Raw genomic sequence first — 26,495 nt, 5'->3', positions numbered from 1 at the left:
AAGCTGCGCCGGGATCGGATGACGGGCGCTATCGCGCCGCCGCAATCAGCGCCGAAGCGTATCCGACGGCAATTCGCCGAACCGCCGACGATATTCGGAGGAGAAGCGACCGAGATGGGTGAAGCCCCATTCCAGCGCCAGCTCGCTCACCGTCGTCGGCGCACAGGCTTCGGACAGCGCGCCGCGCACCCCATCAAGCCGCCGGTTGCGGATATAGAGCTGGGGTGGCGTGCCGACGAACCGCTCGAACCCGGCATAGAGGGCACGTGCACTGACCGCGCTCGCTTCGATAACGGCCTCGATGCTGATCTCCTCGCGCAGATTCTGCTCGATATAGTCGAGCGCGCGGCGCACGTGCCGCGGCACCGCTCCGCTGTTGCTGGCGGCGAGCGGCCCTGAATAATTGTTCGGCTGGCCGAGCAACAGCAGCGTGATCAGCGCATTCTCGATTTCTTCGGAAACGCGCCGCTCGCCGAACAAGCCCGGATCCATCTCATATTGATCGAACAGGAAATTGCAGAGCCGGACGATCGATCCCCCCGGCTCTCGCGACAGATCGATCAAAGTGTCGAACACCACCGGCTCGGTGATCGCGCGGCCCAGCATGCGGCCCACCTGGCGCTCGACCGTCGCTCGAGAAATCTTGATCATCCGCTGGCCGCAATCCTGCGACCAGATCGATCGCACCGGCTCGGTCGGCGACAGGATCGTCGCAAAGCCCGTCTGGTTGCGCACCGTCTTGCCGCAATGATCGAGATCCACCCATCCCGAGACGGGCAATTCCAACATGTAGAAGGTTTCGAAAAGGCCGGGATCGATTTCCACTTCGGCCCCATATTGCAAATAGTTGAGCGATATATTGCCCAGCGAGACGCGGTGATGCCGTGCATCTACCGCTCCGCCGCGTCCCCGCTTGAAAACGCGATGCGTGCAATAGGCCCCCGACAGATAGGAGCTGAAGTCGTCGAGCCGGATCGACTGATAGCTAACCCTGGTAGAGAGGGGTCGCACCAAAGGCACTGCGAACATCGATCTTTCTCCGCGGCCGGGAGCAACAAATCTGTCGCAAATGCGCGATTCCTTCAAGGCTAAACAATAGCCGAAATCCCTTATTCCAAGGCGTAAAATGGCTTGAGTTGCTGATAGGCAACAAGATAGCGCCGGGTGAGCCGATCATAGCGCGCACGCCGGGCGGGATCGGGCACGAAGGTCCGCTCGATCCGCACGAAGGCGCGCGATGCTTCAGCGATGCTCGGGAAAAGACCCGCACCGACCCCCGCCATGATTCCCGCGCCGACGGCGCCGGTATCGAGACAATCCACACGGTGCAGCGGGATGCCGAGCACGTCGGCCCGAATCTGCGCCCAGAGATCCGATCGGTTGCCCTTGCCGCCGAGATAGAGCGCGTCGGGCCTGTGTCCAACCGCCTGCGCGCATCCGGAAAAGATCAGCCCGGCGGAGAGCGCGACGCCTTCGAGCGCGGCGAGGGCGAGCGCGGCGGGCCCGTCCGACGAGCGCAGGCCGAGGAAGCTGCCCCGCGCCCGCGAATCCCAGAACGGCGCGCGCTCGCCCTCCAGATGCGGCAGGAAGAGTATCTCGTCTCCCGCCCCGCTACGATCCGCCGTTGCCGCCAGCGCCAGCACGTCCTGAAAGGGAAGCGACAGCAGCTCCGCCAGCCATCGCAGGGTATCGCCCCCGCTCTGGGTCGGTCCGGCCTGGACGTGCCAGTCGTCCACCGGGACGAAGCTGACAATCCCCGGCGCGCTGCCCGGCCGATCTCCGATCATCGCGATGATCTCGGAAGTGCCGCTGATATAGCTGCCTTCGCCCGGACCGCTCGCGCCGGATCCGAACAGGCAGCCGAGCGCATCCATCGTCCCGTTGACCACCATCGCCCTGCACCCGGGCAGGCGCGGATGGGAAACCCGGCCGATGACGCTGCGATAGGAAGCGAGCGGCGCCAGCCGTGCCGCCGCTCCCGGCACGAGGGCAAGCAGCTCCGGTATGTAGCGGCCCTGCATATCGACCAGATCGAAGGCCGCCGGCGCATCGGCGGTCCACTGGCCGGTCAGGTGCCGCAGCAGGAAATCCTTGGGCGACAGTACCTTGGCCGTGCGGTTCCAGATGCCGGGGTGCACCGCCGCCATCCACGCCATGCGCGGCAGCGTGTGGCTCGCGCTGATCGCCATTCCGGAGGGCCACCAGCGATGCCGCGCGGTATCGTCGACCAAGGCATCGAGGCGCGCGGCCTCACCTTCGCAGCGGCCGTCAAGCCAGGTGATCGCCGGAGCCAGCGCCCGCCCCTCGTCATCGACGAACACGTTGGTATTCACCTGGCTGCAGATGCCGAGCGCAATCAGGCCGGCCGGATCCCGCCCGTCCAGCAGCACATCGACAACTGTCCAGAACGCATCGAGCCAGTCGCCCGGATCCTGCTCGACACGGCCATCGGCATGGCGCGTCGTCGGATAGACGGTCGAGTGATCGGCAATCAGCCGGCCCTGCACATCGAACAGCGAGCCCTTGAGCGACGTGGTGCCGAGATCGACACCGAGCACGAGACCGGCCTCAGGCATCGAGCGCTGCCCGCACGTCACGCAGGAAGCCGCGGATGGCAGCACGTCCTGCCATCGCCTTGCGCATGCACATCGATCCGATCACCACGCCGTCCGCACCGCTGTCAATCGCCTCGCGCGCCTGCTCCGGCGTTCCGATACCGAAACCGGCGAGGATCGGGCGGGTGATGCCCGCTTGCCGCAATCCAGCAATCGCCGTGCCGAGGCCCGCGTCGAGGGCGAGACGCGGCCCCGTAGGCCCGGATGCAGCCTGCATCATCACATAGCCGTCATAGGCCGTGGCAGCACCGGCCTCCGCCGCGGAAAAGCCCAGCGGCACGAGGCCGCACTCGCGCACGTCGTGGACCTCGCACAAGGCCTCGATCATCGCCGCATCGCGGCGCGCCGCGCGACCGATCAACAGCAGGCCGTCCATCACGTCGAGCGTCGCCGGCGCGATCCGCATCATATCGAGATCCTGATAGGCCATGCATACGCCCGCCGGCCGGGCTGAATCGAGCGATAGCCATTCGGCCATCTCCGCCAGCCGCATATAGCTGTCGACCGGACTCGTCAGCGCGCGTGCCATGGCGCCGGCTATGTCCGGCCCATCGAGATGGGGGTGAGGCGTCGGCATGCCGAGTTCGACGATGTCCACGCCCTCGCCGGCATAAATGTCCCGCATATCCCCTTCGAATAGCGGATCGCCCATCGGGAAATAGCAGGCGAGCAGCGGCCGGCCGACCTGGGCTTTCCGATCCAATCGATTCTTGCCCAGGCACATGTGGGCGGCAACGCGCGTCATGTCGGCATCCGTCATGAGATACGGGAGGAAAGGGAATGGCGCGCGGATCAGAAGGACCGCTTCACCGTCAGGTTCCACTCGCGCGGCCGGCCATAGACGCCCTCGACATAACCAAAGCCGTTATATTCGTCGTTGCCGGTGAGCAGATAGGCCTTGTTGCCGATATTCTTCACGCCTACCGACACCTGCCACAGCTTGTCATGCGTATCGAGGATCACATTGGCGTTGAACAGGCTGAAGCCGGGCTGTGCGATACGCTCGCTGTTCGCCGCATCGTTATAGACCTTGGAGCGATAGGACCAGTCGCCGCGCAGGGTGATGTCGCCCAGCGAGCCAGCCGGGATCACATAGGAAATCGCGCCGGCCAGCGACCATTTGGGTGAATTCACGAAGCGGTTGTTCTTGGTGATCCCCTGTGTCGGATCGAAATTCGCGGCGAACTTCGTATAGGCAGTGTTGAGATAGCCCGCCGAAGCGTTGAGAGTCAGCGCCGGGATAGGCTTTGCGGTCAACTCCGCCTCGGCGCCATAGATCCGTCCGCGCGCGGCATTGCCAGTTCCCGGCGCGACGACGTCGATGATCTTGACCTGGATATCCTTGTACTGGGTGTAGAATGCATCGGCATCGAAACGGATCGTGCCGGGGTCGTTCGACCATTTCAGGCCCACTTCATAGACGTTGGCGGTTTCCGGATCGAACGAGCCCGGTTCGCTGCGCGGCGGAAACACGCGCTGGTTGAAACCTCCGGACTTGAAGCCTTGCGAGAAGGAGAAATAGGTCATGAACCGATTGGTCCACTGATAGTCGATCCCTGCCAGTGCCGAGACATTGTCGAACGTGCGGGTGGACTTCACTTCCGGCAGGATGCGCTGCCCGTCGGTGAAGCCCGCGCCACCGAAGAGCGATTGGGTATAATCATAGAAGATCACCTGCTGATCGGGCAGGAAAGTCTTCTTCTCGTTGGTGTAGCGCACGCCGCCGGTGATCCGCAGCTTGTCCGTGGCGTGATAGGTGAGATGCACGAAGCCAGCCGCACTGCGGGTCGACGCCGCGCCGCCGCTCTTGATGAGGATTACCGAGGTGTAGACGTCATTAAGATCGTTGCCGCTTTCCTTGAAATAATATCCGCCGAGCAGATAATCGAGCTTGCCGTCGAGCAGACTGCCATAGAGCTGAAGTTCCTGGCTGAACTGATGATGATGGATATCGTCATAGGTTTCGACGATCGTATAGGGTGAATTGTCCGAATCCCGGCCGAACTGGCTATCAAACTTCCGATAGGCGGTGATCGACTTGATCGTCAGCGCGTCGTCGAGCGCATATTGAATGGTGCCCGACACGCCGAACAGGTTGAGATTGGATATGGCATTGGGGTTGCGACCCTGGAAAGTCTGATAGGGCCCGCCCTCGGTGTAGCGGGAGTCGAACTGCGGATAGCCGAATGCGGGCGCGATCACGCCGTTGAACGGACCGAAGGTCGGCGCACCGGCATTCGGATTGAAATCGAGCAGCTTCATCGCCTGCGCCTGCTCGCGCCGCCGCGTATAATCGCCGTTGATGTCGATCTTAAGCCGATCGACCGGCTCCCAATGAAGCGCGGCGCGCGCCAGCTGAGCATTGGTATTGCCAAGCTTGGGGCCGCCGACATTGTGGACATAGCCGCCCTGGCTGAGCTCACCGCCAGAGACGCGCAGCGCCATATTGTCCGTGATGGGAACGTCAATCACGCCCTTTACGTCGATCCGGTTCCGGCTGCCGGTCGTCACCTGCAGCGATGCGTCCCATTTTCCGCTCGGGGGCGCAGAGGTGATGTTGATCGCGCCGCCGATCGCATTCTTTCCGAACAGCGTGCCCTGCGGGCCGCGCAGCACCTCGACGCGTTGCACGTCGACCAGATCGAGCACGCCGCCGACCGAGCGCGCGATATAGACGCCGTCGAGATAGAGGCCGACGCCCGGATCGGTCACCAGCGTGAAGTCGGTCTGGCCGATGCCGCGGATGAAGATGGAGGCGGCGGTGTTGCTGCCCGAAACGGGCGCGGAGGAATTGAACACCAGGTTCGGGGTCGATCCGGCAATCTGGGAGATATTGTCGACCTGCCGGGACGCGAGATCTTTGGCGGTGAAGGCGGTGATCGAGACGGGCACCTTCTGCAGCGTCTCCTCCCGGCGCCGCGCGGTGACCACGATGTCACCGACGCCGGCATCTGCGGGCCGAGCTTCGGACGGGCTCGCGGAGGGCGTTTCCGTCTGCGCCAGGGCAGGCGTGGCGCCCGCTGTCAAGGCAAGTGCGGCAACGCTCAGCAACAGATGCCGATCGGATGTGCGGACAAGTTTCGTCGTCATGTCTTCCCCCAACTCGGCCGTTATTGAGCCGCTTTCACCGGGAGGATAAGGACCGATAATCGCGTGCTGGTCTATCCGCTGGCGGTGCAGGATATCCAACTTCCGTGGCATAGCTGCCGGCTCCAATGGCTGCGGATACTTTCCCCGAAACCGGATGCCATGCCACAAGCGGGAACGGCGCCGTCATGGAGAGACCCGGCATGTCATTTGCGAAGGCACAGTTACTCCTGCAACTGGCGATGCTCGCAACCCGCAGCCGCGGCGTATCCCTTGCCGAGATCGAAGAGGTCTTCGCCTGTTCGCATCGGACCGCACAGCGGATGTCCGATGCGCTGCAGGCGAGCTTCCCCGCCACCGAGCAACGGTTCGACGAGGATCGCCGCGCCCGCTGGATCCTGCCGGCCCGCGTGATCGCCCCGCTATTGACGCCTTCGGCCGAGGAGCTGGCTGCGCTTTCAACGGCGATCGCTGCGCTCGACGCGCAGGGCATGGCGAGCGAGGCCGACACGGCACGCCAGCTCGAACGCAAGGTCAGGGCACTTATTCCGCCGGGCGCCGGCACGAGGCTTGCCGTGGATGAAGAGGCGCTGCTCGAAGCGCTCGGCCATGCGGTGCGGCCCGGCCCGCGGCCCGCCGCCATATCGACGGTGGACGCCGCGATCTCGGAAGCGCTGAAAGGTCCGCAGCTGCTACGGATCGTCTATCGCAATCGAGCCGAGGACGTGCCCAGCGAGCGGATCGTGGCACCGCACGGTCTTCTGCTCGGCGTCCGCAGATATCTGGTTGCACGCGACACCGCGAAGCCCAATTCGCGGCTGCGTCATTATCGCGTCGAGGAAATCTACGAAGCGGAGCTTATGGAGGAAGGCTTCGAGATCGATCCCGACTTCAGCATCCGCAAACATGCCGCGCTTGCCTTCGGCTCCTATGAGGATAGCCGCCAATATGGCGAGGTCGTCTGGAAGTTCACACGCGATGCGGCAGCGCATGCGAGGCGCTACATCTTTCATCCCACCCAGCAGCTCGAAGAGCTCGAAGACGGAGCATTAATCGTGCGGTTCCGCGCTTCCGGTTATCTCGAAATGTGCTGGCATCTCTATTCCTGGGGAACGGCGGTCGAGGTGCTCGCGCCGGAGGCGCTAAGGGCCATGGCCGAACATTATCGGCGGAGCGACTTTCCTGCCCTGCCCTGATGCGAAGCGGGAAGCGAGGCCAAAGATGTTTTTTGCGGGGCTCAATGCAGGGTGACAGCTTTTGACATGTCCTTAAGCCAATATCCATTCGACGCGATCAAGCGGAGGATGACGATGAAATTCGGATCTCAGAGCATTGGCATGGGCCGCTACGTAGTGGATGTGGACGGGCGCCTCTACACGACCGACAAGCGGACGCTGACGGCAAGCGACGTGATGGCACTCAGCGGATCGCATGCCGCGACCGCTTCGGTGGTCTGGGAAATCTATGGGGAAAGCGTTTTGCTGGGGTCGACCGACCGGGTGGACATGAGCGAAGACCGCGTGGCCTTCTTCCGCATCCGCGAGGGCGCTGGCTTTTTCCGCTCCCCGCACGACGGCGCACGCTTCACAGTGCGGGTGTCTGATTGTGTGTGGACTCTTCCAGGCCATATGCCGATCGCTGCCTGAAGCAGGCAATAGACCAAGCGTTCAGGCCGCGATTCGCAATCTCGCCAGATGACAAGGATAGCGAATCGCGGCGTTGCCCGTTCATCTCATCGGCCATTGGCCGGATGAATATAGCTGCTTCGAAATTGGCCGAGCTGATCAGACCGCCGTACTTGCGACCCTTGCGTGACTGCCCTCTTCGCTGGGCTCGATCTTTCCGCCGAAGAGCATCTTCAACTTGCCAGACAGTGATACATCCGCTTCCCACAGTTCCGCGCTGTCTATGTCGAAACGCAACAGAGCCAGGTTGGGATCGTCCTTGCCGCCCGGAAACCAGGCCTCTGTCTGCTTCGACCAGAGCTTGTCGATCATTGCTCGATTGGTGTCGAGCTGTGCGCGGCCGGCCAGGCAAGCAAAATAATCATGACCCTTCGACACAAACTGCGCCATGGCATCGCCGCCCTTGGCGAGTCGATTATCCCGACCGATGAAGAACCACAGCGTGTCGACCTGATCCTTGTCAAGTTGAACGGTAAGCGGCTCGCTATGCTGGCCGCCGCCGGTCAGCCCGATCATTACGAAGGGGCTTTGAGACATCTTCTTCCACAGGTCACGCTTCAGTTCGGCTTGGTCGGTCATGTCGATCTCCTCTCGCGCGCTCAACGCGGAGGGCTCCCAAAGTCTCCATTCTTTGAATCGCGAATTGTGCGGCCATCGGAGCTATTTTCCTTTTATATTGATGCAGATCAATGATTGCCTGTGAAACGTGCCCTGAATGAGCCGAACGGTGCCTGGAAAGGGCCTGCTCGCCATCATGCCTCATCATCAATTGGCCATTGTATCGCTGCGCCATAGGCGTAAACATCGTGTCAGGAGAGGACAGGCCTGCAATCGGACAGGAGCTGTCAATGCTGCAAAAGAACCGGTCGACCTTCGTCGCAGAACGCGTGGATGTGCGGGCAGCCTGCCGAAAAGTGGGGCATTTCATTGCCAAGGGCGGTTGCTTCGCACTTCGGGACGGCGGCGGGACCGATGCGTGGCTCGAGATCGAGCCAGTGCCTCTCCATCTTCTCGACGAGGAGGTGGAGATTGTCGGGCGCCTTTACGGAAAGGACCTGATCTGGGTGCAGTCGATCGCGCCAACAGGACGGCGTCGCTGACTCTGGGACATATTTCGCGCGATCCGCACCCTGAGCCGCTGATCTGCGACCGCTTACCTCATCAGAGAGGCATCGGCAGCTCGCCTGCACGATGTTTTAAATGGCTTGTCAATAAATTACAAGTTTACCTCATGATCCACTCTTCTGTTGACCTGAAGACACGGAATTTTGTGCATTTGTGAGGCTATCCCTCGGTTCTGTCTGTATGGATTTTTCCAACACTGCTTCAGAGGGAACGGCAATGTATTGGGAACACATCGCACAGGTCGATCAGCTGATCGGGCGCCAGGACGGCGCGTGGGACGGAATTCGCGCCGAGGCGGTGGCCCGCATGCGCCTGCAGAACCGCTTCCGCACGGGGCTCGACATCGCGCGATATACAGCCGCCATCATGCGCCGCGACATGGCCGCCTATGACTCCAACCCGGCCGCCTACACCCAATCGCTCGGTTGCTGGCATGGCTTCATCGGCCAGCAGAAGATGATTTCGATCAAGAAACATTTTGGCTCGACCGAGCGTCGCTACCTTTATCTGTCGGGCTGGATGGTCGCTGCCCTCCGTTCGGAATTCGGCCCGCTACCCGACCAATCGATGCATGAGAAGACGTCGGTGCCCGCGCTGATCGAGGAACTCTACACCTTCCTGCGCCAGGCGGACGCCCGCGAACTGGGCATGATGTTCCGCGAGATCGACGCGGCGCGCGAAGCTGGCGACACGCTGAAGGAAAAGCAGCTGCTCGCAGCGGTCGACAATCACCAGACCCATGTGGTGCCGATCATCGCCGACATCGATGCGGGATTCGGCAACGCCGAGGCGACCTACCTGCTTGCCAAGAAGATGATCGAGGCGGGTGCCTGTGCGCTGCAGATCGAGAATCAGGTTTCGGACGAAAAGCAGTGCGGCCATCAGGACGGCAAGGTCACCGTTCCGCACGAGGACTTCCTCGCGAAGATCCGCGCCTGCCGCTACGCCTTCCTCGAATTGGGCGTTGACGACGGCATCATCGTCGCGCGCACCGACTCGCTCGGCGCCGGCCTTACCAAGCAGATCGCGTTCAGCCGCGAGCCGGGCGATCTGGGAGATCAGTACAACGCCTTCCTCGACTGCGAGGAGATCACCGACCTTTCGACCGTCAACGGCGACGTGATCATCAATCGCAGCGGCAAGCTGATGCGCCCGAAGCGCCTGCCCTCGAACCTCTATCAGTTCCGCGAGGGCACCGGTGCGGATCGCTGCGTGCTGGATTGCATCACCTCGCTGCAGCATGGTGCCGACCTACTGTGGATCGAGACCGAGAAGCCGCATATCGAGCAGATCGCCGGCATGGTGGACCGCATCCGCGAAGTCGTTCCCAACGCCAAGCTGGTCTACAACAATTCGCCGTCGTTCAACTGGACGCTCAACTTCCGCCAGCAGGTCTATGACCGCTGGGCGGCGGAGGGGCGGGACCTCTCCGGCTACGACCGAGCCCGGCTGATGAGCGCGGACTATGACGCGACCGAGTTGGCCGGCGAGGCGGACGAGAAGATCCGGACCTTCCAGAAGGACGCCTCGGCGCGGGCCGGCATCTTCCATCACCTGATCACGCTGCCGACCTATCACACCGCCGCGCTGTCGACCGACAACCTTGCCAAAGACTATTTCGGCGAGGCCGGCATGCTGGGCTATGTGCTCAACGTGCAGCGTCAGGAAATCCGTCAAGGCATCGCCTGCGTGAAACACCAGAACATGTCCGGATCGGACATTGGCGACGACCATAAGGACTATTTCGCTGGCGAGGCCGCGCTAAAGGCCGGCGGCGTCCACAACACGATGAACCAGTTCGCCGCCTGAGGGCGAACGACAGAGCTGTTGCAAGGGGGCGGGGCGCAGCGATGTGCCCCGCTTCCGTTTTTGACTTCGGCGATGCGTAAGACGCCAGTGGATCCGGGCTTGATGTCTATCAACCGTCCGGCGAGCGGGCACTCCTCCGCGGCCGAGCAGCTACAATCTGAAATCCAAACGCAACATTGCCCCTCGAATAGTGGCACAGCCGCCGCCCCGACCCCTGTGGGACGACCGGTCAGGGTCGGCGCTAAGCCCCAAATGTCTCGCCGGCCCGCACCCCTCTTCCATCGCCCTCACCCCGGGCCATCCGCGATCCACGAGGTGGACAATGTGGCCAGCAGCGGCAATGCACGAGGGAGAATGCGCAGGAGGGATGGATGGCCTATTCGACGATCCGCTACGAAATCGATGACGGCATAGTCCGGCTGACATTGAATCGGCCCGAACGGATGAACGCGTTCACGGTCGAAATGTGCGACGAACTCGTCGATGCCTATGCACGGGCGAGCCAGGACGACGGCATCGGTGCGATCGTCGTGACCGGCGAAGGCAAGGCTTTCTGCGCCGGGATGGATCTGTCCGTGGACGGCAATGTCTTCGGCCTCGACGAGACACTCAGTCCGACGATCGAGGATATGCGTGACAAGCTCGACGATCCCGCCATCCATGCCGGTGTGCGCGATACCGGCGGCCGGGTGACGCTGGCCATGTATGATTGCCTGAAGCCCATCGTCGGCGCGGTCAATGGCGTGGCGGTGGGCATCGGATCGACCATGTTGCTGCCGATGGATTTCCGCCTGGCCTCGCACACGGCGCGGTTCGGATTCGTCTTCGGCAAGCTGGGAATCACGCTGGAAGCCTGCTCCTCCTGGTTCCTCCCCCGCATCGTCGGGCTCGAACAGGCGCTCGAGTGGGGATATCGCGCGGACATATTCGATGCCCGGGAGGCGCTGGAAAAGAAACTGGTCCGTTCGCTTCACGCCCCGGACACGCTGATGGAGGACGCCTGTGCCTTTGCCCGATCTCTCGTCAAGGACCGCTCCCCGCAGAGCATTGCGCTGATCCGTCAGATGCTCTGGCGCAACAGCGCCGAGCCGCGGCCGATCGAGGCGCATCGAATCGAATCCCTCGCCGTCTTCTATACGAGCATTGCGGACGGCAAGGAGGGCGTCCGCGCCTTCCGTGAGAAGCGCCCGCCTCGCTTTTCGGCCAAGGCATCCGAGATGCCCGCTTTCTATCCCTGGGACCGTCCCCCGGAGCGCGGCTGAACGGACGGCGCAAACCAGTTTGAAACCGCGCGCTTCGCCGCCTCTCAAAAGGCATTGCAGCCCGGGTAAAGCCCATGGCTGCGCGCGAAAAGACGGGTGAGGCCGGTCAGTAGGTCGAGATTGGGGGTCGCGATACCGAGGCACTCGGCAAGCTCCCGCGGCGCGGAAAGCAGTTGATCGATCTCGATTGGCCTGCCAGCCTCGACATCCTGCAGCATCGACGTCTTGAACGCGCCGAGCTGACGCGTCACCGCCATACGATCCCGCCCATGTTCGGCGATCGGACATCCGATCCGCGCCCCGATTTCCTGCGCCTCGGCCATGACCCCCAGGACGAAATCGGCAACCAGCGGATCATCGAGCAGCCGATCGCAGGTCGCGCCGGTGAATGCCGAGATCGGGTTCATCGTCATATCGCCCCAGAGTTTATACCATATGTCTTTGCGCACATGAGGGCTGCTTTCGATGTCGAAGCCGGCGGCGGTGAATGCGTCAGCCAGCGAGGCGAGGCGCGCAGACGGCGCGCCATCCGGCTCGCCGAGGATCAGCCTGTTGCCCGCCTTGTGCACTGCATGCGCCGGAGCGCAGATGGCCACGGACGCATGTACGACGCTGCCGATCACCGAATCGAAGGGAAGCGCTCGCTCGATCGAGCCATCCGGATCGACCGAATGGAGCGCCATTCCGGCGAGTTCGCCCCCGCCCCCCAGCATGAACCACCAGGGAACGCCGTTCATGGCGGGGCAGATGATCGTATCCGGGCCGATCATCGGCGCAAGCAGCGGCGCGACCGTGCCGAGAGCCGGCCCCTTGAGCGCGAGGACGAGAAGGTCCTGCCGCCCCAGATCCGTCGCCTGAGCGGCAGCCGCGACGGAAGCCACCACCGTTTCGCCGTCGATATCGAGCCGCCACGGTCCCGCGCGAAGCGCATCCAGTGTCGCGCCCCTCGCCAGCACGCTGACCGAGTGTCCGCTCCGGGCGAGCCGCACGCCCAGCCACGTGCCAATTGCACCGGCACCCACGATTCCGACCTTCATCGGCGCTCCTTCACGTGCAGCCACTATCATTAAAAATAGTGGGCAAAGGAGGCCCTTTTTTCTCCGGTCGGGTGCCGGCAACTGGCATCCGGATGCCGTGAAGGCAACATCTCGAACCTGTCGAAATTTTAATTTCCCGGCGTGACGCACCTCACATCGGCAAATCGCGGAGACGTGCAGAGTAACCATGTCGAAGGCGGCAAGGTCTCGCCTCGACATGACCAGAAAGGGCATATCATGATCCGCATCATTTCTGCTGCGGCCGTCGCTGCCGCATTTGTTTGCTCCGCAACCATCGCTCCCGCCATGGCTCAGGACGTTCCGACCCGGACCGTTTCCTTTGCCGACCTCGATCTTTCACAAGCGGGCGGACAGGCCGAGCTTCGTCACCGCATCCATCGCGCAGCGCTCGACATGTGCGGCAACCTCGACGTTCGCGATCTCACGATGACGAGGGAAGTGACGCGCTGCCGCACCGAGGCATCGCGCAGCGCCGATAGCCAGTTCGCCACCATCATCTCCAAGGCCAAGGCACTGGCTCAGGAGAAGCGCGACCGGACGATCGAGGTTGCCGGCCGCTGACACATGTCGGCGCGCCGGTCCTGCCTGTCGGCGGGATGATGCCGATGGACACAGGCCTCTCCCCCCTTCGGGTTGACCGTATCGAAGCCCGCTGTCTCCTTTTCCTGCGGCGATCCGCGCGCGTCGCGGATCGCTGCCGGTGCTTTTGTGAAAGGCGTCAGCGCTGGCGCCGATCGCTGTTGAGGACATGGTTCAGTGAGGGCGGGAACCCGTCGACGATTCAGATATTGCCGGTTTCACATTAGGCAGACTGCTCGTCCATTTCCTTCAGGGTCCGATATCGGTCCGCTGGCTTCTTGCTTCGCGGGATGCCGGCACGGCAAAGCCCAGCTTCGCCGCGATGCGATCGTTCCAACCATAAGGGTCCGCCCGCACCACCGGGGCGCCGGCATTATCGAAAACGACCGTGCGATAGAGGAGCCTCACCGGTATTTCGCGCGGCAATGATACGAAGCGCTGCTTATCGCCCGACCGGGCGGCCTGCCACTGCTCCGACACGCCCTCGTCCCGCGCGATCATGTCGGCAAAGCCGAGCGCATCCTCCACGCGAACGCAGCCATGGCTGCGCTGCCGCTCGCTCTCATGGAAAAGATGCTTGGCCGGTGTGTCGTGCAGATAGATGGCATAGGGGTTTTTCAGCCCGAACTTGACGAGACCGAGCGAGTTTTGCGGTCCGGAAAGCTGCACGATCCGTCCGTTCTTCCACTGCATGTTGTGGCGACGCAGATAGTCGTCGCCCTTTCCCGCCAACTCCCGGCGCTGGATGGATCGCGGGACGGTCCAGGTCGGATTGGCTACCAGCTGGAACAGGGGCGAGCCGAGTTGCGGGGTCTGCGTGTCGGAATCCCCGGTAATCACTCGCCGATTATCGGCCAACATGCCGTCACGCCAATATTCTAGCTCGGCCGTGGCGATGTTCACGTCAATGCGGGTGGCGGGCACGATGCGGTCGAGCCAACGCAGCCGCTCCATCTCCACAGCGATGGCGCGTGCCTTCGCACTGCCCGAAATTGCTGGCACGCGTGCATCGCTGTCGCCCGGGCCGATCGGCTTGCCGGTGACGGGAACGGCCGAACCCGGCGCAGCGGCGAGATAGGCGGCGGAGAGCTTGCGATAATCGTCGCTCTGTGGCGCCAGCCCGTCCAGCCAGACGTCGAGCCGCCCGGCGTCGAGGGCCTGGATGAGCCCGGCGCGCGCATCGATTGCCGGGCGCGGCAGCGTATATTCGGCGAACAGCCTGGCAGGATCGGCTGCACCCCGCGCCAGCGCGTTCGCATAGGCGAGAGCGACGCGAGTCAACGCGGCATCGCCCGCCGTCGTGCCGGCAGCGGCACTGGTATCGAAGGCAAGGCGATCCAGGCCATGGATGGCGCGACCGGCAATCGTCCGGCGAAGCTGGTCCGCCGTCTGCGCCGTCCAATGTGGTTCCTCCAGCTTGACCTCAACGGAGGGCTTGTCGGGACGGGGGTTTCCAAAATCGCAGCCGCTCAGCGGCAAGGCCAGAAGAAGCAATGATCCACCCAGCAACGCCCCGCGCATCCCGCTCTCCTGCTTGCGGAAGGACAACGCCGCGATTGCGACAATGCTCCACCTCGGAATGACAGCGATATTGCCGAAACCGGGGAGGAGCGCGAAGGTACCGACGCGCAGGTACCGTTAAAAAGCTGGCATGGTGCGAAAGGAGGCGGACGATCCGGATCTTACCGGCTTCAGGCTGCCACCCGATTCCGACCGAGCGCCTTCGCGCGATACAGTGACTCATCGGCGCGCCGGAGGCTGGCCTCGAGGCTGGTTTCGCCCGCAGCGATGGTCGCGATGCCGATGCTGATCGTCCAGCCGAGCCTGCTCGCTTGCGCATGCAGTACGATCTGAAGCTGATCCGCGAAGGCACGGGCCTGCTCACCGCTCGCGTGCGGCAGCATGGCGATGAACTCGTCGCCGCCGACCCGCGCAATCTCTCCGCCGAACCGTTCGGCAAGCCCGACCGCCAGCCGTGCGAGCGTGACCAGAGCATCGTCACCCGCCGCATGACCCCGCCGATCGTTGATGAGCTTGAAATGATCGATGTCGATCGCCACGACGGCGCCACCTCGCACGAGCAATCCATGGGCTGCGGCATCGAGACCGGCTCGGTTCCAGGTGCCGGTGAGAGGATCGCGCCGCGCAGCTTCACGCAGGCGGGCCTGCGCACGCTCGGCCGGAATGGCGAGCAGGCCGAGATTGAGCACGCCGAGGAGAAGCTGGTCCGACAGCATGGGAATCAGCGCGACGAGATTGACGGACGGTGAGAAGCCGATCTCGCCGGCAAAGGCGATTGCATATCCCGGCAGATATCCAAGCAGCGCCAGTGCGGTAATCCGCTGACCCGTCCAGCTGCGTCCGCCCGGCCCGAACAGAACGACGCAGCCTGTCATTGCCATGGCGATGGCAAGGCCGGCCGTTTCCCCTGCAGGGAGAACGCTTGCAGGCATGGCCGGGAAGAAGGAGAGGGCGATCACGGGCAGTGCGTGACCGCTCGCCGAAGTCAATATCGGCGCGAGCATCCAGCCTGCGAACGGCCGCCTGCCACTCAGCGCCCTGAGGCCCGAGACGACCAGGACGTTGGTGAGGCCGAACAATCCGTAGAGAAGGCTGAAAAGGGGGCTGTCGGCGGGGACGGCTTCGACGCGAAGCAGCTGGAAACTGATCAGCACCACGGCGTAGAGAAGCGAACTCGCCGACCAGTGCAACAGATAGCGGTCGGCACGGCGCGCGCGCCACAGCCCGGCAAACACAAGCCCGAAGGCTGTGCTGCTCAGCATGCTGCAAAGCAGAAGAGTGGTAAGATCGAGTGTTTGGAACATATCTGGCGCTGGAATGTAAACCTATCCAACGCCTTGTTAAGAAAGGATGAGCAGCGTGCGCCGTGGACGAGGGGCGACCGAGGGTCGCGCCGCGCTAGAAAGCGGCTGGGCGCAGCTCAGGGCTGATACATGCTCGACAGCATGACGAGCCCCATTCCAAACCCGATTGCCACCATGACATAGCGGTCGAACATAATGACGCTCCTGCATCGGCCTCGCATCGGCAGCGCCCTACCCGTGCTCCGGACACGTTCATCCGCAAGAGGAGGCTGGACGCGAGGCTTGGTCCACGATGCCAAAGCGCCGGGGATGGCGAATCGTTGCATGCGCCGGCAGGAAATGTCGCAAAAGATGCGGCGCCGACCGATCACATAACTGTTCGCGCGATCGCAAAGCTTTCCCCGATTGTCAGGACCGGCTGCGGCGGCGACTCAATCGAGCCAGGGAGAAAGAGGATCCGAGGCATGAACATTTCTTTGGAAGGCAAGGTCGCGCTCGTCACGGGCGCCGGTGCCGGCATCGGCCGGGCGATCGCAAAGGCCTATGCCGATCTCGGTGCGGAGATTGCCGTGGCGGAGATCGACCCCGGCAAATGCGCCGAGCTGCGAGCTGTGTTTCCGTCCGCCGAGATCGTCGAGGCCGACGTTCGCCATCGCGCGGCGGTCGAGCGGGTGCGCGATCGAATCGCGGAACGCTTCGGAAGGCTCAACATCCTCGTCAATAATGTCGGCCACCATCTCAACACCTTCAAGACGCTGGATGAGATGGAGGATGCCGAATGGGACGCGCAGCACGACATCAACCTGCGCCACATGTTCCTGGTCACCCGCGCCATGCTGCCGCTGATGCGCGCGGCGGGAAAGGGCGGCAGCATCATCAACCTCTCGTCGATCGAGGGCTTCCGCGGCTGCCCTTACAACGTCGCCTACACCACCTTCAAACATGCGGTGACGGGCTTCACCCGGGCAATGGCGCTGGAGCTCGCGAACGACGAGATCCGCGTCAACCTGATCGCGCCGGAAACCACCGACAGCGAGCAGGTGCCGCTCAAGCACATCATCAAGCCCGGGATGGAGGAGATCGCGAACCGCATGCTGCCCACCAACCGTTATGGCCGGCCGGAGGATCATGCCGGTGCCGCCGTCTATCTCGCCACCGAGCTCTCCTCCTGGGTAACCGGATCGGAGATGTTCGTCGACGGCGGCAGTCACAACCAGAATATCTTCAAGCGCACGCCGCAGGGTCGCTGGACGGTGATGGGCGTCGTCACCGACTCCGCCTCCGCCGCCGACTGACGCCGATCGCCTCGCGGCAAGGCCCCCGACGATGAAAATCCCGATCGACGTGGTGGAGGAGGAGCACCTTCTCCTGCCCGACGCAATGATGATGCGCGAGCGAGGCTGAGGCCGTCGGATCCCTGCAGCCGCTTCCCGCCTCCGCTATTCCCATTCCCGCTCATCATCGCTATGCGGCGGGGATGGAGTGGGGTTTCCCCAATCCATGGATCGCCCCGGTGTCCCGAACGGGACTTAATAGGGAACGCGGTGCGGGCATCTTCCCAAATCCGCGGCTGTCCCTGCAACTGTGAGCGGCGAGCGAGGCGCATGAGGCCCTGCCCCCGAGGGGCGGAGCCGGCCACTGAACGGGCTGCCCGGCAGGGCGCCCCTTTCGGGAAGGCCTTGTGCCGAGCCGTGACCCGCAAGCCAGGAGACCTGCCGGAGCACTGGTCGCTCTAGCCATGACCCAGGGACTGGTCGTGGCTCGGTCATCCCGTTTGGGCGACGATTCCGTGCGGCCGGGGCCGCATCGGCACGCTTGACGGGCGCTTGCACGCCGGCCCGTCGCTGTGCGCCGACCGGACTCGTGCCGGCACGCCCCTGCCAGACTGCGTCGGGCGTGGAGGGCGGGTGTTGAAGGCAGACGCATCACCGCAGGACGGGCCGCACGCGACGCATATCGTCCGCGGCGCCTGCCCGACGACCTGGCACCCGATGGAGGCGGGCGACGGCTGGCTGGTCCGCGTGCGTCCGCCGCAGGGGCGCCTGCGCGCAGCGCAGGCTGCGGCGCTGTGCGAAGCGGCGCAGCGCTTCGGCAACGGCCTGCTGGATCTCACCAACCGCGCCGCGCTCCAGATCCGCGGTGTCGCGGAGGCGAACTGTCCGGCCCTGCGGGATCGGCTGATCGCCGACGGCCTCGCCGAGGCCGATCCCGACCGGGAAGCGCGGCTGAACCTCGTCCTGACACCCGACTGGCACAGCGGCGACGATAGCGATCGGCTGGCGCACGAGCTGCGCCGGCGGATCGGCGAGCTGCCGCCGCTGCCCGCCAAGATCGGCTTCGCGATCGATGCCGGGCCGGCGCCGGCGCTGACAGACTGCCCGGCCGACTTCCGGATCGAGCGAAGCGAGGGGGATATGCTGATCGCCCGTCCGGATGGCCGTTCCCAGGGGCTTCCGGCACGGCCGGAAACCGCGATCGACACGCTGATCGTCCTGGCCCGCTGGTTCGTCAAGACCGGCGGCCGCGACGCCGGCCGGGTGGGCCGGCATACGGCCTCCCTTCCGGCGACCCTGGCCAGGATCGCGCCGCTACCGCCGCGCAGCCGCGCCGAGACGCTCCGCGACGCGCCAGGTCCTTTTGCGGGCGTGCCGTTCGGACGGATCGAGGCAGGTGCGCTCGCCGGGCTGCTCGAACGAAGCGGAGCGACGGCGCTGCGCCTCACGCCCTGGCGGGGCCTGATCGCCGAAGGCGCGACGGCGGACGGGCTCGCCGGCTGGATAGGCGATCCAGCCGATCCGCGGCTGCACGTCGACGCCTGCGCCGGCGCGCCGGCCTGTCCCCAGGCGAGCGTCGAGACGCGCGCGCTCGCGCTGCGGCTCGCGCCTCATGTCGAGGGAAGCCTGCACGTCTCGGGATGCGGCAAGGGCTGCGCGCGTCCCGGACCCGCCGACACGGTGCTGACCGGCCGCGAAGGGCACTTCGATCTCGCCCGGACGGCGCGTGCAGGGGCGCCGCCAGAACGCCGCGGCCTTGCGCCGGCGGACCTTCTGTCCCTCTTCGGAGCCGCCTGAATGCCCCACGCCTACGAAAAGGACGGCGCAGCCATCTATCGGCAGTCCTTTGCCATCATCCGCGCCGAGGCGGACCTCGGCCGCTTCGCCCCCGGCGCGGAAGAACGGGCCGCGGTACGTATGATCCACGCGGCCGGCATGGTCGCGCTCGCAGCGCATATCCGCTTCTCTGAAGATTTCGCCGCTGCGGCCGTCGCTGCGCTGCAGGCAGGCGCACCGATCCTGTGCGACGCGCGCATGGTATCCGAAGGCATCACCCGCGCGCGGCTGCCCGCCGCCAATCCGATCCTCTGCACGCTCGGCGCCGCCGAAGTACCGGCGCTCGCGACCGCGATGGAAACGACCCGCTCGGCCGCGGCGCTTGAGCTCTGGCGGCCCCATCTTTCCGGTGCGATCGTCGCCATCGGCAACGCCCCGACCGCCCTGTTCCACCTGCTGGCGATGCTGGAGGATCCGGCAACGCCCCGCCCTGCCGCGATCATCGGCTGCCCGGTCGGCTTCGTCGGCGCCGCCGAATCGAAGGCCGCGCTGTGGGACACACAGCCCGTACCGTGCTGCGTGGTCGAAGGCCGGCTCGGCGGCAGCGCGATCACCGTCGCCGCGGTCAACGCGCTCGCAAGCGAGGCGGAATGAGCGGGGGCACCATCTATGGCGTCGGGCTCGGTCCCGGCGCGCAGGATCTGATGAGCGTGCGGGCCGATCGCCTGATCCGCGGCGCCCGGCATATCGCCTATTTCCGCAAGGCGGGCCGGCCCGGCCATGCCCGTCGCATCGTCGAGGGCATGCTGCGCCCCGATGTCATCGAATTCGCCATGGAATATCCGGTGACGACGGAGATCGCCGTGGCCGATCCGCGCTACAATGGCTGCCTCGCTACATTCTATGCCGAGTGCACGCGCCATTTGCTGACGATCGCCGCGCAGCGCGAGGACATGGTCGTCCTGTGCGAGGGCGATCCCTTCTTCTACGGATCCTTCATGCATCTCCACAGCCGGCTGGTGCCCACCGCGCCGGTGCGCATCGTGCCGGGCATCTCCGGCATGTCGGGCGCGTGGACGGCGAGCGGCATCCCGATCAGCTGGGGCGACGACGTGCTGACCGTCGCGATGGCGACGCTGCCCGAGGAGGAGCTTGCCCGCCGCATCCGCGATACCGACGCGCTCGTCGTGATGAAGATCGGCCGCAACCTCGCCAAGCTGCGCCGCGCCGTTGCCGCGGCTGGACGGGAGGACAGCGCCTGGCTGGTCGAACATGCCACCATGGCCGAGCAGCGGATCACGCCGCTTCGCGAGGCGGCGAGCGTGACCGCCTATTTCTCCATCCTGCTCATCCATGGCCGGGGGCGGCGGCCATGAGCGGATGGGTGGCCGTGGCAGGGCTCGGCCCCGGCAGCGCCGCGCTGGTGACGCCGGAGGTCAGCGCGGCCCTCACCGAGGCGACGGACGTCGTAGGCTATGCCCCTTATGTCGCACGGGTGCCGGAGCGGCCGGGCCTCATGCTCCACGCCAGCGACAATCGCGAGGAGCTGGCGCGCGCCGCGCATGCGCTCGCCCTGGCGACCGACGGACGCCGCGTCGTCATCGTTTCCTCGGGCGATCCCGGCGTGTTCGCCATGGCGGCCGCGCTGTTCGAAGCGATCGAGACGGGGCCTGCCACGTGGCGCGATCTGGATATCCGCATACTGCCCGGCGTCACGGCGATGCTGGCGGCGGCGGCGCGGGCCGGCGCGCCGCTGGGCCATGATTTCTGCGCGATCAACCTGTCCGACAATCTCAAGCCCTGGGCCCTGATCGAGCGGCGGCTGCGCCTCGCCGCAGAGGCGGATTTCGCCATGGCTTTCTACAATCCCCGCTCACGGGCGCGGCCCGACGGATTCGCCCGTGTGCTCGGCGTGTTGCGCGAAGCGTGCGGCCCGGACCGGCTGCTGCTGTTCGCGCGCGCCATATCATGCCCGGACGAGAGGCTGAGCATCGTCCGGCTGGGCGACGCCGCCCCCGAAATGGCGGACATGCGCACGATCGTGATCGTCGGTTCCAGCGCGACCCGGCTGATCGAGCGGCGCGGCACGCCGATCCTCTATACGCCGCGCTCCTCGGCATGATCGAGCCATGCCAGCACCTGCGCCACGTCATGCGCCACGGCCACGTCCGGCTGGACGGGCCGGTCGATCATCCGCACCGGCAGGCTCAACCGGCGAGCGGCGGCGAGCTTTGCCGCGGCGCCCGATCCACCGGCATTCTTGCACAGCAGCATATCGATCGCGTGCTCCCGCATCAGGCGTGTGTCGCCATCGACCGTGAACGGCCCGCGATCGACGACCAGTGTGTGATGCGGCAGGGCCGGCGGCACCTCCGGCGGATCCACAAAGCGCAGCAGATAATGATGCTGGCCCTGCGCCGCGAAGCGTTCTGCATGCATGCGGCCGACCGCCAGCATGATCCGGCGCGGCGGCCCGGCGAGAGAGGCGATCGCCGCGTCGATATCGGGCACGTGCTCCCAGCGATCTCCCTTCCCGGCCGTCCAGGCCGGACGCGTCAACAGGATGTGGGCCACGCCGGTCTCTTTGGCGGCCGCTGCGGCATGCGCGCGCATCTGCGCCGCGAAGGGGTGGGTCGCATCGATGAGATGGGTAATCCCCTCGGCGCGCAGATAGGCGACGAGCCCCGAGATCCCGCCGAAGCCGCCGATCCGTGTCGGCACCGGCTGCGCCCGCGGCTGGCCGGTGCGGCCGGCATAGCTCAGCGTCGCGGCGAGGTCGCGTCCGGCCAGCGCACGGGCCAGCGCGCTGGCTTCGGTGGTGCCGCCGAGAAGGAGGATGTTCGCAGTGGCTGACACGACCGGCCTCCCCTGGCTCACCATCATCGGCATCGGCGAGGATGGCTGGGACGGCCTGTCCGCCGCGGCGCGGCGCGCGCTCGAAACAGCCGTCTTCGTCACCGGCGCGTCCCGCCATCTCGCCTTGCTGCCGGGCCTTAGGGCGGAATGCCGGCCGTGGCCAGTGCCGTTCGAGGACGGCATCGCGCCGCTGCTGGACCGACGTGGGCAGCCGACCGTGATGCTCGCCTCGGGCGACCCCTTCTGGTTCGGCGCGGGTGCCAACATCACGCGCCACCTGACCAACGGCGAATGGATGGCCTATCCGGGGCCATCCGCATTCGCCCTCGCCGCCGCGCGGCTCGGCTGGCCGCTCCATGAGATCGATTGCCACGGCCTCCATGCACGGCCCTTCGCGCAGCTGCGGCCGGGCATGATCCCCGGGCGGCGGGCGATCGCGCTGCTGCGGGACGGGGCGGCCGCGGCGGCACTGGCTGCGTGGCTCCGCGAAGACGGCTTCGGCGCCTCCGAACTCCATGTGCTGGAAGCGCTCGGCGGCCCCCGCGAGCGCATCCGCCAATGCCCGGCCGAAGGCTTTGCGCTGACCGATGTCGCGCACCCGGTGGCGATCGGCATCGCCTTCGCCGGTGAAGGCGCGACGCTGCCCTGCGCGCCGGGCCGGCCGGACGACTGGTTCGCGCATGACGGCCAGATCAGCAAGCATCCGATACGCGCGCTGACGCTCGGCGCGCTGGCGCCGCGTCCGGGCGAGACATTGTGGGACATCGGTACCGGATCTGGTTCGGTCGCCATCGAATGGTTGCTCTGCCATCCCGCTATGACGGCGCTCGCCTTCGAAGCCGATCCGGCCCGCGCCGCCCGGGCACGCACCAATGCGGCGCGGATCGGGGTGGATCGACTGGTCGTGATCGACGGAGCGGCGCCCGATTGCCTCGCGGGCCGCACGCGGCCGGACGCGATCTTCATCGGCGGCGGACTGAGCGCCGCCGTGCTCGAGACGATCTGGGCGCTGCCCGGCGGCAAAACGCGCCTCGTCGCCAATGCCGTGACCATCGAATCCGAGGCTCTGCTCGCCGACTGGCACAGGCGCAAGGGCGGCACGCTGCTGCGCTTCGAGCTGGCGCAGGCGATGCCGCTGGGCAGACGCACGGCCTGGCGACCGGCCTACCCGATCGTACAATGGAGCGTCACGCTGTGATCGTCGCGGGTTTCGGATTTCGCGTCGGCACGCGGATCGAATCGTTGCGTTCGGCCCTGCTCGCCGCATCGGCGGACGAGGCCGTCGATGCGCTCGCGACGCTGACCGACAAGGCTCCGGGCCTCGCCCCGCTCGCCGCCGCGCTGCGGCTGCCCCTCATCGCGATCGATCCTGCCGCGCTCGAAGGGATCATGACGCGCACCCGATCGCCGGCCAGCCTATCTGCCCGCGGCGTCGGCAGCGTTGCCGAGGCGGTCGCGCTCGCCGCCGCCGGGCCGGACGCCCGGCTGCTCGGTGCCCGCCATGTCTCGCCCGATCGCCGCGCCACCTGCGCCCTTGCCCGAGGAGCCTCCCAATGACCGTCCATTTCATCGGCGCCGGCCCCGGCGCGCCCGATCTGCTGACCCTGCGTGGCCGCGACCTGATCGCCCGATCGCCGGTCTGCCTCTATGCCGGCTCGCTCGTCCCCGCCGCGATCCTCGATCATTGCCCGCCGGGCGCGGCGATCGTGAACACCGCGCCGATGGCGCTGGACGAGATCGTCGAGACGATGCGCAGCGCCGACGCTGCCGGACAGGATGTCGCGCGGCTGCATTCGGGCGACCTCTCGATCTGGTCCGCCATGGGCGAGCAGATCCGGCGGCTGAAGGCGCTCGGCATCGCCTTCACGATCACGCCCGGCGTGCCCGCCTTCGCCGCGGCGGCGGCAGCGTTGGAGGCGGAACTCACCCTGCCGGAGCTCGGCCAGTCCCTCGTCCTCACCCGCACGCCGGGCCGCGCGAGCAGCATGCCGGGCGGCGAGACGCTGGCCGCGTTCGCCGCGACGGGGGCGACCCTCGCCATTCACCTGTCGATCCACAATCTGGCGCAGGTGGTATGCGATCTCCTGCCCCGCTATGGCGCGGACTGCCCGGTTGCGATCGTCTGGCGGGCGAGCTGGCCGGACCAGCGCATCGTCCGTGCGACGCTCGGCACGATCGAGGCGGTGGCCGAAGGCGGGCCGGAGCGGACCGCGCTCATCCTCGTCGGAATCGTGCTCCACGCGGCGGGATTTGCGGAAAGCCGCCTCTATGCCGCCGACTATGATCGGCGATTCCGGCCTGGCTCGGCGCAATCCCGCTTCGCCGGCCTGTTCGAATGACGCCTGGCCTGGTGATCGCCGCGCCCCGATCCAGATCGGGCAAGACGACGATCACGCTCGGCCTGCTGCGCGCCTTCGCCCGCCAGGGCGTGCGGGTGCAGCCCTTCAAGGCCGGCCCCGATTATATCGACACCGCCTTTCAGAGCCGGGCGAGCGGACGCACGGCGCTCAATCTCGACAGCTGGTCGATGCCGGAACCCCTGCTCGATCGGATCGCGGCCTATGCCGACGATGCCGATCTGGCGCTGGCCGAAGGGGCGATGGGCCTGTTCGACGGGGCGCCTGCAATGGGCGAAAGCGGCACCGGCGCCAGCGCCGATATCGCCGCGCGGAGAGGCTGGCCGGTGCTGCTGGTGCTGGACGTCTCGGGCCAGAGCCAGTCGGCCGCGGCGGTGGCGGACGGCTTCCGCCGGATGCGCCCCGATGTCACGATCGCCGGCGTGATCCTCAACAAGGTCGCCAGCGACCGGCATGGCCGGCTCGTCCGCGACGCGCTCGAACGGATCGCCATGCCGGTGCTCGGCGCCCTGCCCCGATCCGCCTCGCTCACCTTGCCCGAGCGGCATCTCGGACTGGTGCAGGCCAGCGAGCATCCCGACATCGATGGCGCGATCGACCGGATCGCGGACAGCGTCGCCGCCCACGTCGACCTGCCGGCGGTGCGCGCCATCGCCGCCTCCGCCAGAAACCCGGCGCGGAATGCCCCGCCGCTCGCTCCCCCAGGGCAGCGGATCGCGCTGGCATCGGATGCCGCCTTCGCCTTTTGCTACGGGCATCTCGCCACTCTCTGGCATGCGGCGGGCGCGCAGATCCTGCCTTTCTCGCCGCTTGCGGACGAAGCGCCAGCGGCCGACGCGGATATCGTCTGGCTGCCCGGCGGCTATCCTGAGCTCCATGCCGGAAAGCTCGCCGCCGCGGGCCATTTTTTGGAGGGGCTGCGGCACCATGCGCGGGACCGTGCGATCCATGGCGAATGCGGCGGCTATATGGTGCTGGGCGAGGCAATCGTGGATGCGAACGGCTGCGCCCATGCCATGGCCGGCCTGCTCGGGCTCGTCACGAGCTTCGCCGCGCGGCGCCTGCATCTCGGCTATCGATCGGCGCGCCTGCTTGCGCCGGTCGGCAACTATCCGGCCGGAATGCGGCTGCGCGGTCATGAATTCCATTATTCGACGATCGTCGCGCAGCCCGATCCGCCGCTGGCTGATATCCACGACGCGGAAGGCCGCCGCCTGGACCAGTCCGGCTCCCGCCGCGGTCGGGTGACGGGCAGCTATTTCCATCTTGTCGCGCCAGCCACGGGCAGACATGGCGAGGCCGCCGCGTGATCACGCTCATCCTCATCGGCATCGGCACGGGCAATCCCGACCATCTGACGCGTGGCGCGATCAAAGCACTGAACGAAGCCGACCTGATCCTGCTGCCGCGCAAGGGTGCCGCCAAATCGGATCTCGTCGACCTGCGCCGCTCGATCTGCGCGGAGATGCTGTCCACCCCGGTGCCGATCGCCGAGTTCGACATGCCCGAGCGGAGCAGCGAAGGCCGCTATCTGGACGCCGTGCGGGACTGGCACGACGCGATCGCAAGATTGTGGATGGAGAGCGTCGCCGCACACCTGCCGGGCGGAGGGTCCGTCGCCCTGCTCGTCTGGGGCGACCCCTCGCTCTACGACAGCAGCCTGCGCATCGCCGAGCGCCTGGCCCCGCTCGGCATGCCGGTAAGGACCCATGTCGTTCCCGGCATCACCAGCATCCAGGCGCTCACCGCGGCACACGGCATCTGTCTCAACCGTCTTGCCGAACCGGTGCTCATCACCACTGGTCGACGGCTGCGGGAGGACGGCTGGCCGACCGGCACGGACAGCGTCGTCGTGATGCTCGACGGCGGCTGCGCCTTCCAGACATTGCCGCCCGAGCCGTTCGACATATGGTGGGGTGCCTATCTCGGCCTGCCTCAGCAAGCGTTGGTCCACGGCCCGCTGGAGGCGATGGGTTCACGGATCGTCCGGCTGAGGGCGGATCTGAGCAGCCGGCACGGCTGGATCATGGATATCTATATCCTGCGCCAACGCCGCCATGCACGGATCGGCGAGCCGGAACGGGCCGAGCCGGAGCAGACGAGGTGATACGGGCGGGGGCCGACGCCCGATAGACGAATTGGCTCGGCGCTTCGTCGCCTTCAGCCTTGCGCCGGGCGACGAAATCT

At 65.9% G+C, this 26,495-nt stretch carries 25 protein-coding genes and 1 riboswitch; of the genes, 16 read left to right on the top strand and 9 right to left on the bottom strand.

All coding sequences use genetic code 11. The features are described 5' to 3' along the window. Positions 1–45: 45 nt before the first annotated feature. The 4 genes from GQY20_RS17050 to GQY20_RS17035 all read right to left on the bottom strand — a co-directional run bounded on the left by GQY20_RS17050 (position 46) and on the right by GQY20_RS17035 (position 5,705). Positions 46–1,029 carry an AraC family transcriptional regulator gene (locus GQY20_RS17050; RefSeq protein WP_157218338.1) on the bottom strand — a complete coding sequence of 328 codons (984 nt, stop codon included), beginning with the start codon at positions 1,027–1,029 and terminating at the stop codon, positions 46–48. Between the two features lie 80 nt (positions 1,030–1,109). Further along, on the bottom strand, positions 1,110–2,576 hold the full coding sequence (locus tag GQY20_RS17045) for a xylulokinase (RefSeq protein WP_157218337.1): 1,467 nt from the start codon (positions 2,574–2,576) through the stop codon (positions 1,110–1,112). After that, positions 2,569–3,360, bottom strand: a complete 792-nt coding sequence (locus GQY20_RS17040; RefSeq protein ID WP_157218336.1) for a tryptophan synthase subunit alpha — start codon at positions 3,358–3,360, stop codon at positions 2,569–2,571. The genes GQY20_RS17045 and GQY20_RS17040 overlap by 8 nt, the downstream gene beginning before the upstream one ends. Positions 3,361–3,407: 47 nt before the next feature. After that, complete coding sequence (locus GQY20_RS17035) at positions 3,408–5,705, bottom strand: TonB-dependent receptor (RefSeq protein WP_198351028.1); 2,298 nt, start codon at positions 5,703–5,705, stop codon at positions 3,408–3,410. 200 nt (positions 5,706–5,905) lie between these two features. Between GQY20_RS17035 and GQY20_RS17030 the strand changes: the two genes are divergently transcribed. Next, a complete protein-coding gene (locus GQY20_RS17030) occupies positions 5,906–6,898 on the top strand; it encodes a helix-turn-helix transcriptional regulator (RefSeq protein WP_157218334.1) in 993 nt (330 codons plus the stop codon). Between the two features lie 114 nt (positions 6,899–7,012). Beyond that, positions 7,013–7,348, top strand: a complete 336-nt coding sequence (locus GQY20_RS17025; RefSeq protein WP_157218333.1) for a multiubiquitin domain-containing protein — start codon at positions 7,013–7,015, stop codon at positions 7,346–7,348. Positions 7,349–7,486: 138 nt separating this feature from the next. On the opposite strand, the gene GQY20_RS17020 is transcribed toward GQY20_RS17025, so the two are convergent. Beyond that, positions 7,487–7,966, bottom strand: coding sequence for a pyridoxamine 5'-phosphate oxidase family protein (locus tag GQY20_RS17020; RefSeq protein WP_157218332.1), 480 nt, complete (start codon positions 7,964–7,966; stop codon positions 7,487–7,489). Between the two features lie 269 nt (positions 7,967–8,235). Here GQY20_RS17020 and GQY20_RS17015 point away from each other — a divergent pair, with 269 nt between their 5' ends. The 3 genes from GQY20_RS17015 to GQY20_RS17005 all read left to right on the top strand — a co-directional run bounded on the left by GQY20_RS17015 (position 8,236) and on the right by GQY20_RS17005 (position 11,583). Beyond that, on the top strand, positions 8,236–8,487 hold the full coding sequence (locus GQY20_RS17015; RefSeq protein ID WP_157218331.1) for a DUF5818 domain-containing protein: 252 nt from the start codon (positions 8,236–8,238) through the stop codon (positions 8,485–8,487). A 241-nt stretch (positions 8,488–8,728) separates the two neighbouring features. Beyond that, positions 8,729–10,321, top strand: a complete 1,593-nt coding sequence (locus tag GQY20_RS17010; protein WP_157218330.1) for an isocitrate lyase — start codon at positions 8,729–8,731, stop codon at positions 10,319–10,321. A 371-nt stretch (positions 10,322–10,692) separates the two neighbouring features. Further along, positions 10,693–11,583, top strand: coding sequence for a crotonase/enoyl-CoA hydratase family protein (locus tag GQY20_RS17005; protein ID WP_157218329.1), 891 nt, complete (start codon positions 10,693–10,695; stop codon positions 11,581–11,583). A gap of 44 nt (positions 11,584–11,627) precedes the next feature. Here GQY20_RS17005 and GQY20_RS17000 read toward each other — a convergent pair whose 3' ends face one another. After that, positions 11,628–12,620 carry a 2-dehydropantoate 2-reductase gene (locus GQY20_RS17000; protein ID WP_157218328.1) on the bottom strand — a complete coding sequence of 331 codons (993 nt, stop codon included), beginning with the start codon at positions 12,618–12,620 and terminating at the stop codon, positions 11,628–11,630. 237 nt (positions 12,621–12,857) lie between these two features. Here GQY20_RS17000 and GQY20_RS16995 point away from each other — a divergent pair, with 237 nt between their 5' ends. Then, a complete protein-coding gene (locus GQY20_RS16995) occupies positions 12,858–13,202 on the top strand; it encodes a UrcA family protein (protein WP_157218327.1) in 345 nt (114 codons plus the stop codon). Positions 13,203–13,469: 267 nt separating this feature from the next. Here GQY20_RS16995 and GQY20_RS16990 read toward each other — a convergent pair whose 3' ends face one another. Continuing rightward, on the bottom strand, positions 13,470–14,741 hold the full coding sequence (locus GQY20_RS16990; protein WP_157218326.1) for a L,D-transpeptidase family protein: 1,272 nt from the start codon (positions 14,739–14,741) through the stop codon (positions 13,470–13,472). Positions 14,742–14,911: 170 nt separating this feature from the next. Continuing rightward, entirely contained in the window at positions 14,912–16,003 is a 1,092-nt protein-coding gene (locus tag GQY20_RS16985) for a GGDEF domain-containing protein (protein WP_232476113.1), read from the bottom strand. A 506-nt stretch (positions 16,004–16,509) separates the two neighbouring features. Between GQY20_RS16985 and GQY20_RS16980 the strand changes: the two genes are divergently transcribed. The 5 genes from GQY20_RS16980 to cobJ all read left to right on the top strand — a co-directional run bounded on the left by GQY20_RS16980 (position 16,510) and on the right by cobJ (position 21,217). Next, on the top strand, positions 16,510–17,340 hold the full coding sequence (locus tag GQY20_RS16980) for an SDR family NAD(P)-dependent oxidoreductase (RefSeq protein ID WP_157218324.1): 831 nt from the start codon (positions 16,510–16,512) through the stop codon (positions 17,338–17,340). Positions 17,341–17,539: 199 nt separating this feature from the next. Further along, positions 17,540–17,779: riboswitch (cobalamin riboswitch) on the top strand. A 257-nt stretch (positions 17,780–18,036) separates the two neighbouring features. Next, entirely contained in the window at positions 18,037–19,116 is a 1,080-nt protein-coding gene (locus GQY20_RS16975) for a cobalamin biosynthesis protein CobG (RefSeq protein ID WP_157218621.1), read from the top strand. Next, a complete protein-coding gene (locus GQY20_RS16970) occupies positions 19,117–19,749 on the top strand; it encodes a precorrin-8X methylmutase (protein ID WP_157218323.1) in 633 nt (210 codons plus the stop codon). Next, positions 19,746–20,471 carry a precorrin-2 C(20)-methyltransferase gene (gene cobI / locus GQY20_RS16965; protein ID WP_157218322.1) on the top strand — a complete coding sequence of 242 codons (726 nt, stop codon included), beginning with the start codon at positions 19,746–19,748 and terminating at the stop codon, positions 20,469–20,471. Before GQY20_RS16970 ends, cobI begins: the two co-directional genes overlap by 4 nt. Further along, positions 20,468–21,217 (top strand): precorrin-3B C(17)-methyltransferase, encoded by a 750-nt coding sequence (gene cobJ / locus GQY20_RS16960; protein ID WP_157218321.1) that lies wholly within the window; start codon positions 20,468–20,470, stop codon positions 21,215–21,217. Before cobI ends, cobJ begins: the two co-directional genes overlap by 4 nt. Here the strand turns inward: cobJ and GQY20_RS16955 are convergent. Continuing rightward, complete coding sequence (locus GQY20_RS16955; RefSeq protein WP_408641122.1) at positions 21,193–21,984, bottom strand: cobalt-precorrin-6A reductase; 792 nt, start codon at positions 21,982–21,984, stop codon at positions 21,193–21,195. The genes cobJ and GQY20_RS16955 overlap by 25 nt on opposite strands. On the opposite strand from GQY20_RS16955, the gene cbiE reads away from it, so the two are divergent. The 5 genes from cbiE to cobF are packed head-to-tail and all read left to right on the top strand — an operon-like array spanning position 21,941 to position 26,415. After that, complete coding sequence (cbiE, locus tag GQY20_RS16950) at positions 21,941–23,149, top strand: precorrin-6y C5,15-methyltransferase (decarboxylating) subunit CbiE (protein WP_157218320.1); 1,209 nt, start codon at positions 21,941–21,943, stop codon at positions 23,147–23,149. The two genes, GQY20_RS16955 and cbiE, sit on opposite strands and share 44 nt — an antisense overlap. After that, positions 23,131–23,508 (top strand): cobalamin biosynthesis protein, encoded by a 378-nt coding sequence (locus tag GQY20_RS16945; protein WP_232476111.1) that lies wholly within the window; start codon positions 23,131–23,133, stop codon positions 23,506–23,508. Before cbiE ends, GQY20_RS16945 begins: the two co-directional genes overlap by 19 nt. Continuing rightward, the gene (gene cobM / locus GQY20_RS16940; RefSeq protein WP_157218319.1) at positions 23,505–24,290 is read left to right on the top strand and encodes a precorrin-4 C(11)-methyltransferase; all 786 of its coding nucleotides are present in this window, start codon (positions 23,505–23,507) and stop codon (positions 24,288–24,290) included. The genes GQY20_RS16945 and cobM overlap by 4 nt, the downstream gene beginning before the upstream one ends. Continuing rightward, positions 24,287–25,618: a cobyrinate a,c-diamide synthase gene (locus GQY20_RS16935; RefSeq protein WP_157218318.1), complete on the top strand. Its 1,332-nt coding sequence runs from the start codon at positions 24,287–24,289 to the stop codon at positions 25,616–25,618. Before cobM ends, GQY20_RS16935 begins: the two co-directional genes overlap by 4 nt. Then, positions 25,615–26,415 (top strand): precorrin-6A synthase (deacetylating), encoded by an 801-nt coding sequence (gene cobF / locus GQY20_RS16930; RefSeq protein WP_157218317.1) that lies wholly within the window; start codon positions 25,615–25,617, stop codon positions 26,413–26,415. Before GQY20_RS16935 ends, cobF begins: the two co-directional genes overlap by 4 nt. Positions 26,416–26,495 lie beyond the last annotated feature (80 nt).

Source organism: Flavisphingomonas formosensis (assembly GCF_009755815.1).
In the GTDB taxonomy this organism is placed as follows: Bacteria; Pseudomonadota; Alphaproteobacteria; order Sphingomonadales; family Sphingomonadaceae; genus Flavisphingomonas; species Flavisphingomonas formosensis.
This window is presented reverse-complemented; position numbering and strand designations above follow the sequence as displayed.